Genomic DNA, 12,076 nt, shown 5'->3' with positions numbered 1-12,076 from the left:
CGGCAGGCCCTCCGCCCAGGCGGCCGCGGCGGCGTCCGGGGCCGCCTGGGCGACCCCGTTGGAGCCGCTGCCCGCCGCCGTCCCGGCCGCGCTCGCGCCGTACTACGCGCAACACCTGGCCTGGCAGCCCTGCGACAGCGGGTTCGAGTGCACCACGTTCCGGGTGCCGCTGGACTACGACCACCCGGGGGACGGCGACCTCACCCTGGCGGCCGCCCGCGCGGCGGCGGAAGCCGCCTCCTCCGCTTCCCCTTCCGCCTCCCCGGGCGCGCGGCTCGGCTCCCTGCTGCTCAATCCGGGTGGGCCCGGCGGCTCGGCGATCGAGTACCTGGAGGCCGCCGCTCGAACGTACGACCACGGGGTGCGCGCCCGGTACGACCTGGTCGGCCTCGACCCGCGCGGGGTGGGCCGCAGCAGCCCCGTCAGCTGCCTGAGCGGCGACCGGATGGACGCCTACACCGCCGTCGACCTGACCCCCGGCGACCAGCACGGGATCGACGCGCTGATCGCGGCCGACAAGGAGTTCGCCGAGGGCTGCCGGAAGCAGGCCGGGGCGGCGCTCGGCCACCTCGGCACCGTCGAGGGCGCCCGCGACATGGACGTGCTGCGCGCCCTGCTCGGCGACGAGAAGCTGAACTACGTCGGCAAGTCCTACGGCACCTTCCTCGGCGCCACCTACGCCGGGCTGTTCCCGAGCCGGGCCGGACGGCTGGTGCTGGACGGCGCGATGGACCCGGCGCTCGACTCCGCCACCGGCAACCGCACCCAGGCGGGCGGCTTCGAGACCGCCTGGGCCGCCTTCGCCCGGGACTGCGCCACGCGCGAGGACTGCCCGCTCGGCCGCACCGAGCAGCAGGTCGGCGAGCAGCTCACCGCCCTGCTGGAGGGCGTCCGCGCCGCCGCGCTGTCCACCGCCGAGGGCGGCCGCCGGCTCACCGGGTCCCAGGCGACCACCGGCGTCATCCAGGCCATGTACGCCGACTTCCTCTGGCCCAAGCTGCGCGCCGCGCTCGCCGACGCCAAGGCGGGCGACGGCACCGGTCTGCTGAAGCTCTCCGACGACTACTACGGGCGCGAGGCGGACGGCTCGTACCCCAACCTGATGTTCGCCAACACCGCGGTGAACTGCCTCGACCTGCCCGCCCCGTTCCGCGGGCCGGAGGACGTCCAGCGGGCCGTGCCGGAGTTCGAGCGGGTCTCGCCGCACTTCGGGCGCGACATGGCCTGGATGGCCCTGACCTGCACGTACTGGCCGGTCCGGCCCACCGGTACGGCGCACACCATCCGCGCGGCCGGCGCCGCCCCGATCGTCGTCATCGGCACCACCCGCGACCCGGCCACCCCATACGCCTGGGCCCGGTCGCTGGCCGACCAGCTGGAGTCAGGCCGCCTGCTCACCTTCGACGGCGACGGCCACACCGCGTACGGCCGGCACAGCACCTGCGTGGACGGAGCGGTGAACCGCTTCCTGCTGACCGGGGAGGCCCCGGAACAGGGCAAGCGCTGCGACCGGTAGGGCGTGCCCGGAGCCGGAAGACCGACAGGTGGTTCTCACTTCAACCGACTACCGGTACGACGTTACGATGAGCGCCCCCTGCCACCCTCCCCTGCACCGGAGCTCATCGTGCTCGGAGTCAACGACCTGGCGACGTACGTCCTCGGCGCCCTCGTCATCATCCTGCTGCCCGGCCCCAACTCCCTGTACGTGCTGTCCGTCGCGGCCCGCAAGGGCATCCGCACCGGCTACCGAGCCGCGGCCGGCGTCTTCATCGGCGACCTCACCCTGATCAGCCTCACCTCGCTGGGCGCGGCCTCCCTGCTCAAGGCCAACCCGGCCGTCTTCGCCGTGGTCAAGTTCGGCGGCGCCGCCTACCTGCTCTGGATCGGCTACGGCATGCTCCGCGCCGCCCGCCAACTCTGGCGCGACCGCCGCGCCGCGGCCGACCCCACCGCCGAACCCGCCCCCGAATCCACCGAGAACCCCTTCCGCCGGGCCCTGGTGATCAGCCTCCTCAACCCGAAGGCCATCCTCTTCCTGCTCTCCTTCTTCACCCAGTTCGTCGACCCCGCCTACGGACAGCCCGCCCTCTCCTTCGCCCTCCTCGGCGGCATCCTCCAGACCTTCAGCTTCCTCTACCTCTCCCTCCTCATCTTCGCGGGCACCACCCTCGCCACCGCCTTCAGCCGCCGCAAGCGCCTCTCCGCCACCCTCACCAGCGGCGTCGCCGTCCTCTTCGCCGGCTTCGCCGCCAAACTCGCCGTCTCCTCCGCCTGACCACCGCCCCCGGATACCGAGTACGGATCACCCGCGAACCTGTGTAGACTGGCCCGCGTTGCCGCCACACACGGCAGCGGTGCCGCCTTAGCTCAGTTGGCCAGAGCAACGCACTCGTAATGCGTAGGTCGCGGGTTCGAATCCCGCAGGCGGCTCAGTGAAGGCCCAGGTCAGGAAGTTCTGACCTGGGCCTTTTTGCGTGCCCCGGGGGGCGGGGGTTACTGGTCGAGGTAGGTGAGGACGGCCAGGATGCGGCGGTTGGCGGTGTCGGTGGGGTGGAGGCCGAGCTTGGTGAAGATGTTGGTGATGTGCTTGGCGACGGCCTTCTCGGTGATGAAGAGGGATTGGGCGATGCCGGTGTTGGAGCGGCCCTGGGCGAGGGATTCGAGGACTTCGCGTTCGCGGGGGGTGAGGGTGGCGAGGGCGGTGTCGCGGTCCTTGCGGACCAGGAGTTGGGTGACGACCTGGGGGTCCATGGCGGTGCCGCCGGCGGCGACGCGGTGGATGGCGTCGAGGAACTGGGTGCCGTTGGTGACGCGGTCCTTGAGCAGGTAGCCGACGGCGTGGCCGCCGGTGGCGAGGAGTTCGCGGGCGTAGAGGGGTTCGACGTACTGGGAGAGGAGCAGGACGGGGAGGTCGGGGGTGGTGCGGCGGGCCGTGAGGGCGGCGCGCAGGCCCTCGTCGGTGAAGGTCGGCGGCAGCCGGACGTCGACGATCGAGACGTCCGGCCGCTGCTCGGTGAGGGCCCGGAGGAGGTCGGGGCCGTTGTCCACGGCGGCAGCCACCTCGTGGCCGTGGGCCTGGAGGAGGCGGATCAGGCCGTCCCGGAGGAGGAAGTGGTCTTCGGCGAGGACAATGCGCACGGAAGCTCCAGGGTCACCGTGGTCGGACCGTCGGGGGGACTGCTGACGGCGACGACCCCGTCGAAGGTGGCGAGCCGCCGTTCGACGCCGCGCAGGCCGGTGCCGCGGCGGGCGTCCGCGCCGCCCCGCCCGTTGTCGGAGACGGTGATGCGCAGTACGCCGCGATCGTAGCGGAGTTCGATTCCGGCGCGGCCGGCGTCGGAGTGCTTGACGACGTTGGTGAGGAGCTCCGAGACGGCGAAGTAGGCGGCGGACTCGACGGGCATCTCGGGGCGGCCGGGGAGGTCCGCCGAGACCTCGGTGGGGACCGGGCAGACCATGGCCAACGCCCGTACCGCGTCGGTGAGTCCGCGGTCGGCGAGGACCGGCGGGTGGATGCCGCGGACCAGGTCGCGGAGCTCCTCCAGGGCCTTCGCGGAGGACTGGCGGGCCTCGACCAGCAGGGCGCGGACGGCCTTCGGGTCGGTCTCCAGGAGGTGTTCGGCGGCGTCCAGGGTCATGCCCATCGCGACCAGCCGGGCCTGGGCGCCGTCGTGCAGGTCGCGCTCGATCCGGCGGATCTCGGCCATCCGGGTGTCGACGGCGGTGCTGCGGGTGGCGGTCAGGTGGGCGATCCGGCCGGCCAGCAGCTCCTGCTCGCCCGGGGCGAGCATCGAGCGGATGTGGCGGGCGTGCCGGCGGACCGTGCGGGGCGCGAGCCAGAGCGCGAGCGGGAATTGGAGCAGTCCGAGGACGCCGGCGAGGACGGCGGTGGCGGTGCCCTCGATCGGGATGAACTGGTACCAGAGGCCGTCCCACTCGGTGGACAGCTGGACGCCGAAGAAGGCCAGGAAGACGCCCCAGAGGCCGTTGAGCAGGACGGCGACCGGCAGGAAGGCGAGCAGGCTGCCGACGAACGGCTCGGCGAAGACCCAGCAGAACTCCCGACGGGTCTGCGGGTCGCGGGTGATCCAGCGGTAGCGGGCGAGGATGCCGGAGGCCCACTCGGGCACCGGCGGCAGCGGGCCGGGCGGTCCGGGGAACCGGACGTCGGACCACTCGGCGGCCAGGGCGCGCTGACGGTCGGCCAGGTCGCGCACCCCGGCCATGGCGCGGGGGACCAGGCCGAGGCCCGGCCCGACGAGGGAGATCGCGCACGTGACGCCGAGGGAGTGGACGAGGGCGAGGGCGGAGAGCCGACTGAGGGTCAGGGACCGCCGGAGGGCGGTGAGTCCGGTGGACACCGAGAAGCCCGTGGCCCTGTTCGGTGTGGTGCCCTCCTCGCTCGGCGCCGGGCCCTCCCCGTTGTGCATCGTGCTGTTCACGGACGCGATCCCCTCCCGGTGGTGCCGTTGTGCGGCCCGGTCGCGCCGGCCCGTGAGGCCATTCTGACGACTGCGGGGAGGCCTTGTCGGTGGGAGAAACTCCCCCTTTGGTCATACGGGATATCTGCCGAACGGCAGATGGCAGAAGCCCGTGGACCGGCCAGGCTTACGAGCGTGCTCATGTGCCCCAGGAAACGCGCCCGGAGCGGCGCATCCGACCCCGACCGCAAGGAGGACGACGTGGACCGACGTACGAGAACCGGATACGGGCCGGTCGTTCTCGTGGTGGCCGCGCTGCTGTCGCTCGCCGGCTGCGCCGACGCGATGGACGCCGCGCCCGAGGACAGGACCTTCGAGTTCGCCGCCCAGAGGCTGAACGTCGTGTCGCACGGCGCCCCCGCCGACCTCGTCGCGGTCGACCGGAAGGACGTCAAGGTCACCCGCTGGTTCGAGACCAGCGGCAAGGTCGGCAGCGCCAAGGCCTCCTGGGAGCTGAAGGACGGGGTCCTCGACCTCCGGGCGGGGTGCTCGGGGATCGCCAACTGCGACACGAAGTACCGGGTCGAGGTGCCCAAGGGCGTGGCGGTCCTGCGGGACGGGCGCGAGACGGAGCTCAAGGGGTGAAGGCGATGACTCCTGGCGGAGGGACGGGGAACATGCTCGAACTGGTTGATGTCACCAAGGTCTACAAGGGCGGCAAGCGGGCCGTCGACGGCGTCACGATGCGCCTCGGGCCGGGAATGGTCGGGCTGTTGGGGCCGAACGGCGCCGGGAAGTCGTCGCTGATGCGCATCGTGGCGACGGTCACCCGGCCCACGGGCGGGCAGGTCCGGTACCAGGGCGCCGACGTGGTGGCCGAGCCGGACCGCTTGCGCCGTGAACTCGGCTACCTGCCACAGGACTTCGGGGTCTACCCGAACCTGACCTCGCGGGAGTTCCTGTCCTACCTGGCGGCCGCCAAGGGGATCGGAGCCCGTTCCGCCCGGGCCCGGATCGACGAGCTGATCCAGCTGGTCAACCTGACCGAGGCGGTCAGGCGCCCGCTCGGCACCTACTCGGGCGGCATGCTCCGCCGGGTCGCATCGCGCAGGCCCTGCTGGCCGACCCCAGGGTGATCGTGGTCGACGAGCCGACCGCCGGCCTGGACCCGGAGGAGCGGGTGCGCTTCCGCAACCTGCTCAGCGAACTCGCGGCGGAGCGGGTCGTGATGCTCTCGACCCACATCGTCTCCGACGTCGAGTCGGTGGCCTCCGACATCGCCGTGGTCGCGCACGGCCGGCTGCTGCGCCGGGGCGCGCCCGACGAGCTGCTCCGGGAGATCGACGGGCAGGTCTGGGAGGCGGTGGTCGCACCGGCGGACCTCCTGGAGGTCCAGGCCCGCCACGTGGTCAGCCGGATGGTGCGGACGGGGAACGGCGTGCGGGTGCGGCTGCTCGCCGCCGAGCCGCCGCGGCCCGACGCGGTCCGGGTCGTGCCCGATCTGGAGGACGCCTACCTGGGCGTCATCCACCGGCCGGGCGGCTCGGCCCGGACCGAGCAGCGGGCGGTGCGGCGATGAGGGCGACGGTGACGGTGACGGTGACGGGGCCGGCGGTCGGGTCGGCTTCGGGGTCGGGGTCGGGGTCGGGGGACGGGTCGGCGTTGGCCAGGCTGGCGGTCGGCGACTTCCGGGACCGGGTGCGCCGACCGGTGTACGCGGTGACGCTGCTCGCCGCGGTCGGGCTCGGCTACCTGGCCGTACCGGACGCCGGCGGCCACTGGACGATCATGGACGTGGGCGGCCACCGGGGCATCTACAACAGCGCCTACGTCGGCGCGGTCACGGCCCTGGCCGGTGCGCTCTGGCTCACCTTCGGCGGCTTCTACGTGGTGCGCAGCGGCATCGCGCGGGACGAGGCGAGCGGGGTCGGCCAGGTCCTCGCCGCCACCCCGCTGCGCAACTCCCGCTACCTCCTGGCCAAGTTCCTGAGCAACCTGCTGGTGCTCGCCTCCATGGTCGGCGTGCTGGCCGTCACCGCGCTGCTGATGCAGCTCGCCCGCGGCGAGGACCGCGCGGTCGACCCGATAGCCCTGGTGGTGCCGTTCCTGCTGCTCGCGCTGCCCCTGATGGCGCTCACCGCGGCGGCGGCGCTGCTGTTCGAGACGGTGCCGCTGCTGCGGGGCGGCTTCGGGAACGTCGTCTGGTTCGTGCTGGCCATGGTGCTCGCGCTCGGCGGGCAGTCGGCCTCCGCACCGCTGGACGGCCTCGGCGTGCACCAGGTCGCGCGGTCGATGGGTGCGGCGTTGGAGGCCCGGCACGAGTCGGTCGGCGACGGCGGGTTCAGCCTCGGGCTGACCAAGGTCGACAAGCCGCTGGGCACCTTCCTCTGGGGCGGGTTCGACCCGTCCGCCGGGTTCGTCCTCGGGCGGCTGGCCCTGGTGCTGCTGGCGATCGGCCTGGCGCTGCTGCCGGCCCTGTGGTTCGGCAGGTTCGATCCCGCACGTGCCTCCGGCGGTGCGTCCGGGGGTGCGGCTGCCGCCGGGGCCGGGGCCGGGGCCGTTGCGGAGGTGATGGCCGGGGAGCCGTCCGGGGCCGAGGGGACGGAGACGGCGGGGGCGCGCTGGGCGACCGTACCGGGCGCTCGGCTACGGACCGAACCGCAGCGGACCGCCCTGCCGCAGGCCGAAGCGCGGCGGGCCGGGGCGCTCGGGCTGCTGCTGGCGGGGGAGGCCCGGATCCTGGTGCAGGGCGTCTCCCGCTGGTGGTGGCTGGTCGCCGCCGGGCTGACGGTGGCCGGGTTCGTGCTGCCGATGGACGCCGTCACCGGCCTGCTCCTGCCCCTGGCGTGGCTGTGGCCGGTCCTGATCTGGTCCCGGCTCGGCAGTCAGCAGGTCGAGAACGGTCTGGAGGTGCTGCTCGGCGCCTACCCGTCGGCCCGGCGCAGGCTGCTCGCCGAATGGGCGTCCGGGCTGGTGCTCACCGCGGTGACGGGTGCCGCCCCGCTGATACGCATGCTGGCGGCGGGCGACGGTGCGGGGACGGCCAGTTGGCTCGGAGGCGCGCTGTTCGTCCCCTCGCTGGCCATGGCGCTCGGGGTGGTGAGCCGGAGCCACCGGCTCTTCCAGGTGGTCTACCTGCCGCTCTGGTGGGTCCTCGTCAACAACGTCGCCGCCGTCGACTTCATGGGGGCCGTGCGCGTGAACGGCAGCCCGGGCGGTCCGGGGCCGCTGCTGGTCGGAGCGCTGTCCGCGGCCATGCTCGCGGTGGTGTTCCTGGTCGGCGCAGCCCGACGGAACGTCAAGGGCTGACCGGAGACGGGCGCCCGGGCCGTCGGCGGACGGTCCGGGCTGCCCTCGGGCTTCGGGGCACACCCAGGGGGTGTCGCCCGTCTGCCCGTCGTCTCGTTCTCGCCGTCTCCTGCGCGCCGTCTACTACTCGTCGTCGCCGAGGTCGCCCGCGAGGTCACCCGAGAGGTCGCCGTCCGGGGTGCCGCTGATCGCGTAGCCCTGCCGGCGCGCCTCGTAGCAGGCCACCGTCGCGGCCGCCGAGACGTTCAGCGAGCCGACCCGGCCCAACTGTGGCACGAACACGACCTGGTCGCAGAGCGCCAGCGCCTCGGGGGTGATCCCGCGGTCCTCGTGCCCGAGCATGAAGGCCACCGCCGGGGTCAGCTCGGCGGCGAACATCGGCACCGCCTCGTCCGCCAGCTCCAGGCCGACGACCTTGAAGCCGTCCGCCTTGGCCGCCGCGACCGCCTCGGCGATGGTCGGGAAGTGCTCCACCTTCAGGTACTTGTCGGTGCCCATCGCGGCCTTCTGCGCGCCGGAGGAGCGCACCGACGGGGTGTCCCCGACCAGGTACAGCTTCTCGGCGCCCATCGCCGCGCCGGTGCGGACCACCGAGCCGACGTTGAACGGCGACTGGAGGTTCTCCAGGATCATCGCGAGCCGGAACTCGTTGCTGCGCCGCCACGAGCGGTGCAGACGCTTCAGTTCGGTCCCGCGCAGCTGCTTCACGTCGTCGTACCTCGTCCACTCTCGGAGCCCTCGCCCACCTCGGGGCGGGGCCGCGCTTCCAGAATCCGGCACCCGTTGACCGACGTGACCCGACTGGTCGGGTAGCCCTGCTCGTTCAGCCACTTCTGGAGCGAGTCCGAGCCCAGGTGCTTCTGCACCACCAGGAACGCCGAGCCGTCCGGGGTCAGCCGGTCGAGCCAGTGCGTGAGCAGGCGGCGCAGCGCGGCCTTGCCGATCCGGATCGGAGGGTTGGAGTAGATGGTGGCGAAGCGGACGTCCTCGGGGACGTCGTCGGGCAGGGAGGCCTGGACGTTGCCGAGCCCCAGCGCCTCGGCGTTCAGCCGGACCAGCTCCAGGGCGCGCTCGTTGACGTCCACCGCCCAGACCGGGAGGCGCTTGCGGCGGCTCGCCCAGGTCAGCGCGATCGGACCGTAACCGCAGCCGATGTCCAGGATCGGGCCGCGCACCCGCGGCTGCGGGGCGTGCTCCAGCAGGATCCGGGTGCACGGGTCGAGCCGGGTGCGGGAGAACACCCCGGTGTCGGTGGTCAGTTCCAGGGTGAGGTCCGGCAGGGAGACCGTGATCGGCCGGCGGTCGCTGGCGACCTCGGGTGCACCGGTGAAGTAGTGCGAGCCGGACATGATTTCCCCGTCGTTCGTATGGGCCTCGGGGCCACCGGGTGGGTGTGGGTTAGCCCTTTGTACGGCACCGATCGTACCCCCGGTGGCCCGGACGGCGTTCCGGCCGCCGCCCGGGACGGGTGCTCCCGCCGGTGCACTCGCCGTCGCCCGGGACGCGGCTCGGGAACGGCGGTGCGGACGGTGGTGCGGTCGGCTCCGGCGCGGACGGTGGGCGCGGTCAGGCGGTGCCGGGGGTCTTGCGGGTGGCCACGTTGATGCGGTTCCAGGCGTTGATGGTGAAGCAGACCGAGATCAGCTGCGCCAGCTCGGCCTCCGCGAAGTGTGCGGCGGCCCGGGCGTACACCGCGTCCGAGACGCCGCCGTCGATCCGGGCGACCTCCTCGGCCAGGGCCAGGGCGGCCCGCTCGCGCTCGGTGTACACCCCGGCGGGGGCGTCCGGCCAGACCGGCAGCAGGTAGATCCGCTCGTCGGTCTCGCCGGCCTTGCGGGCGTCCTTGGCGTGCATGTCCAGGCAGTACGCGCAGCCGTTCAGCTGGGAGGTGCGCATCTGGACGAGCTCGACCAGGGCCGGGTCGAGGCCCTCGCGGGCGGCGGCGTCCAGGGCGATCATCGCGCGGAACACCTTGGGGGCGGTGCGGGCGTAGTCGAGGCGGGCGGTGCCCGCGAGGGCCTCGGTGGTCCGGGCGGTCCGGGTGGCTTCGGTGGCCCGGGTGCTCTCGTTCGTCGTCATGGCTACGACCCTAGGAGCGGAATGCACCCGTCCCCTGGGTCATTCACGATGCTGTTTCGTGGGTCAATCAGGCCGGTCAGCCGGGGGTCCGCCGGAGTCCCGGCAACGCCGGAGCGTCGTCGGCGCGTCGCGTCCCGGCGCCGGGCGGCGGATACTGCGAGTACGCCAGCCGGGCCCGTGAAGGCCTCCGAACGCCCGTGAAGGCCTCCGAACAGTGAGGACGGATGCCATGCCGCAGGAACAGCACGAGGAATACCTGATCGACGAGACCGCCGAGACCGTCGAGCCCGACGAGCAGGCACCCGAGGGCGACACGTACGACGAGGTGGCCGAACGCCGGGCCGTCGGCGCGGACCCGGCGACCAACGTCGCGGACGTCGTGGAACAGACCCAGCCGGTCCGGCACGACGAGGAGGAGTACCGGGAGTAGCGGTGTCCCAGGGAGCGGAGCGGGAGCAGAGGGCCCGGAGCGGCTACAGGGCCCGGCGCCGTTGCAGCCAGGCCAGGGCCGCCCAGCCCGGCAGCACCGGCAGGATCAGCGTCAGCAGGCGGAACAGCGCCACCGCGGCCAGCTCGCCGCCCGGCTCCATCGACGTGGTCTGCTGGAGCAGCGTGAGCAGCATCCCGTCCACCGCACCGGCCCCGCCCGGGGTCGGCGCCGCGCTGCCCACCGCGTTGCCCACCAGGAACACCACCGCGACCGCGGCGAAGGACGGCTCCCGGCCGATCGCCCGGACACAGCAGTACAGGCAGGTGATCAGGCAGATCGACACCAGCAGCTGCCCGGTCACCCCCACCGCCAGCTTGGACGGGCTGCGCAGCAGGTCCAGCAGGCGCGGCACCACCTCGGCCGTCAGCGGGCGCAGCCGCGTCGCCAGCCACCGCCGGGCCGCCGGGATCGCCGACACCACCGCGAGCAGCGCCGCCGCCCCCGCCAGCCCGCCGACCACCGCGGGCAGCGCGTCCAGCTCGGAGCTGCCCGGTACGAAGTCCAGGAGGTAGACGAAGGCGCCGAGCTGCAACAGGTGCAGCACCAGCCCGATCAGGTTCCCGACGCCGACGCTGGACAGCGCCTGCGCGGTCGGGATCCCGGCCCGCTGCAACAGGCGGGTGTTCAGCGCGATCCCGCCGACGCCGCCGGGCGACACCAGCTTCACGAACGACCCGGCCACCTGCGCCAGTACCGCGTTGCGGAAGTCCAGCCGCTCCGGGACGAAGCCCACGAAGCCCATCGCCGCCGCGACGTGGCTGGCCGCCGCCGCGGCCAGCGCCAGCAGCAGCCACCAGGGATCGGCGTCCGCCAGCGCGGAGACCGGGTTGTCCTCCGCCGCGAACAGCTGCGGGATCAGCAGCCAGCCGGCCACCACCCCGCCCACGACGACCAGCAGGGTCCGCGGCCGCAGCCGCTCCAGCCGCACCGGTCGGCCCACCACCCGCGGGCGGGTGCGCAGGACCTCGGCGCGGATCTCGTCGAGCAGGCCGCTGGGGGCGGGGGTGTGGTGCTCGGGGGCCGGCTCGGTGGTGGCGGCCTCCGGGGGCGCCGGGGAAGCGGTGGTGGCGACGGGCCCGTTGCCGCCGGTGGGGGAGCCGGCTTCGGCCGCGACCGCGTCCCCGCCCCCGGCCGCACCACCGGCACCGTCGGCACCGAAGGCACTGCCCGCACCGGCCGGACCGCCCGACGGCTCGGCGGCCCGGGCGCCGGTGTGCTTCGCGTGCTGTTTGAGGGCGCGGCGGGTGGTGTGGGTGAGGGCGATGGGCTGGAGCAGGGGGAGCGCGGCGCCGACGGGGTCGGGGCCGAGGACGGCGGTGGCCGTGCGGACGGAGCGGGCGGCGCCGGCGCGCAGGGCGAGGGTGGTGAGGAGCTGGGCGAGGTCGCAGTGGAGGACGAGTTCGGTGGCGGCGATGTCGCCGTCGGCGAAGTCGACCAGGTGCACCGCGCCCGAGTCGTCGATCAGCAGGGAGGAGGGGACGAGCGCGCGGTGGGCGATCTCGCGGCGCTGGAGCAGGGCGAGCTGCCGCCAGGCGTCGGTGAGCAGCTCGTCGGTGACCTCCTCGTCGGGGAGCTCGTCCAGGGTGCGCCCGGCCAGCCGCTCGTACGCGATGAGGGCGGTGTCCTGGCCGATGCCGGCGGTGGCGGCGATGCGGCGGGTGCGGACGCCGGCCGCGAGGGCCGCGTACGCGACCAGGGCCTCGTGCTCCAGCCCGGTGCGGGGGGAGCGCAGGACGCGCGGGTCGGGGGCGGTGCGCAGCCGCAGCCGGCGCCAGGC

11 protein-coding genes, 1 tRNA gene and 1 pseudogene are annotated in these 12,076 nt (G+C 73.7%); 7 read left to right on the top strand and 6 right to left on the bottom strand.

What is annotated here, in order from left to right; genetic code table 11:
- From AE652_RS22745 to AE652_RS22735, 3 genes are all read left to right on the top strand, one after another.
- A partial coding sequence (locus AE652_RS22745; protein WP_049654424.1) for an alpha/beta hydrolase occupies window positions 1–1,516 on the top strand: 1,516 nt, incomplete at its 5' end.
- A gap of 108 nt (window positions 1,517–1,624) precedes the next feature.
- Entirely contained in the window at window positions 1,625–2,275 is a 651-nt protein-coding gene (gene leuE, locus AE652_RS22740; protein WP_049654420.1) for a leucine efflux protein LeuE, read from the top strand.
- A gap of 81 nt (window positions 2,276–2,356) precedes the next feature.
- Window positions 2,357–2,430, top strand: a tRNA-Thr gene (locus AE652_RS22735).
- Between the two features lie 63 nt (window positions 2,431–2,493).
- Here the strand turns inward: AE652_RS22735 and AE652_RS22730 are convergent.
- Together AE652_RS22730 and AE652_RS22725 are read right to left on the bottom strand one after the other, a co-directional pair.
- The gene (locus AE652_RS22730; protein ID WP_049654418.1) at window positions 2,494–3,138 is read right to left on the bottom strand and encodes a response regulator transcription factor; all 645 of its coding nucleotides are present in this window, start codon (window positions 3,136–3,138) and stop codon (window positions 2,494–2,496) included.
- A complete protein-coding gene (locus AE652_RS22725) occupies window positions 3,090–4,430 on the bottom strand; it encodes a sensor histidine kinase (RefSeq protein WP_049654423.1) in 1,341 nt (446 codons plus the stop codon). Before AE652_RS22725 ends, AE652_RS22730 begins: the two co-directional genes overlap by 49 nt.
- A gap of 252 nt (window positions 4,431–4,682) precedes the next feature.
- Here AE652_RS22725 and AE652_RS22720 point away from each other — a divergent pair, with 252 nt between their 5' ends.
- The 3 genes and pseudogenes from AE652_RS22720 to AE652_RS22710 all read left to right on the top strand — a co-directional run bounded on the left by AE652_RS22720 (window position 4,683) and on the right by AE652_RS22710 (window position 7,730).
- Complete coding sequence (locus AE652_RS22720) at window positions 4,683–5,066, top strand: hypothetical protein (RefSeq protein ID WP_049654416.1); 384 nt, start codon at window positions 4,683–4,685, stop codon at window positions 5,064–5,066.
- Between the two features lie 32 nt (window positions 5,067–5,098).
- Window positions 5,099–6,000: pseudogene (locus AE652_RS22715) on the top strand (ABC transporter ATP-binding protein).
- An 83-nt stretch (window positions 6,001–6,083) separates the two neighbouring features.
- Window positions 6,084–7,730 (top strand): hypothetical protein, encoded by a 1,647-nt coding sequence (locus tag AE652_RS22710; protein ID WP_049654413.1) that lies wholly within the window; start codon window positions 6,084–6,086, stop codon window positions 7,728–7,730.
- Window positions 7,731–7,853: 123 nt separating this feature from the next.
- Here the strand turns inward: AE652_RS22710 and AE652_RS22705 are convergent, their stop codons facing one another.
- The 3 genes from AE652_RS22705 to AE652_RS22695 form a co-directional block, all read right to left on the bottom strand.
- Window positions 7,854–8,438, bottom strand: a complete 585-nt coding sequence (locus tag AE652_RS22705) for a TrmH family RNA methyltransferase (RefSeq protein WP_049654411.1) — start codon at window positions 8,436–8,438, stop codon at window positions 7,854–7,856.
- Window positions 8,435–9,079 carry a class I SAM-dependent methyltransferase gene (locus AE652_RS22700; RefSeq protein WP_049654410.1) on the bottom strand — a complete coding sequence of 215 codons (645 nt, stop codon included), beginning with the start codon at window positions 9,077–9,079 and terminating at the stop codon, window positions 8,435–8,437. The genes AE652_RS22705 and AE652_RS22700 overlap by 4 nt, the downstream gene beginning before the upstream one ends.
- Before the next feature lie 217 nt (window positions 9,080–9,296).
- A complete protein-coding gene (locus tag AE652_RS22695; protein ID WP_082345899.1) occupies window positions 9,297–9,809 on the bottom strand; it encodes a carboxymuconolactone decarboxylase family protein in 513 nt (170 codons plus the stop codon).
- Window positions 9,810–10,038: 229 nt separating this feature from the next.
- On the opposite strand from AE652_RS22695, the gene AE652_RS22690 reads away from it, so the two are divergent.
- Window positions 10,039–10,239: a hypothetical protein gene (locus tag AE652_RS22690; protein ID WP_049654408.1), complete on the top strand. Its 201-nt coding sequence runs from the start codon at window positions 10,039–10,041 to the stop codon at window positions 10,237–10,239.
- A gap of 43 nt (window positions 10,240–10,282) precedes the next feature.
- Here the strand turns inward: AE652_RS22690 and AE652_RS22685 are convergent.
- Window positions 10,283–12,076: lysylphosphatidylglycerol synthase transmembrane domain-containing protein (locus tag AE652_RS22685; protein WP_049654405.1), on the bottom strand; the 1,794-nt coding region annotated here is incomplete at its 5' end.

It is taken from the genome of Kitasatospora sp. MY 5-36, from assembly GCF_001182915.1.
GTDB lineage: Bacteria > Actinomycetota > Actinomycetes > Streptomycetales > Streptomycetaceae > Kitasatospora.
Note: the sequence above shows the minus strand (reverse complement) of the source record. Positions and strands in the feature narration are given on the sequence as shown.

Excerpts from the sequence above, each read along its gene's own strand:
- AE652_RS22725 (WP_049654423.1), bottom strand. The coding sequence starts at position 4,430 with ATGCACAACGGGGAGGGCCCGGCGCCGAGCGAGGAGGGCACCACACCG.
- AE652_RS22700 (WP_049654410.1), bottom strand. The coding sequence starts at position 9,079 with ATGTCCGGCTCGCACTACTTCACCGGTGCACCCGAGGTCGCCAGCGAC.
- AE652_RS22695 (WP_082345899.1), bottom strand. The coding sequence starts at position 9,809 with ATGACGACGAACGAGAGCACCCGGGCCACCGAAGCCACCCGGACCGCC.
- AE652_RS22690 (WP_049654408.1), top strand. The coding sequence starts at position 10,039 with ATGCCGCAGGAACAGCACGAGGAATACCTGATCGACGAGACCGCCGAG.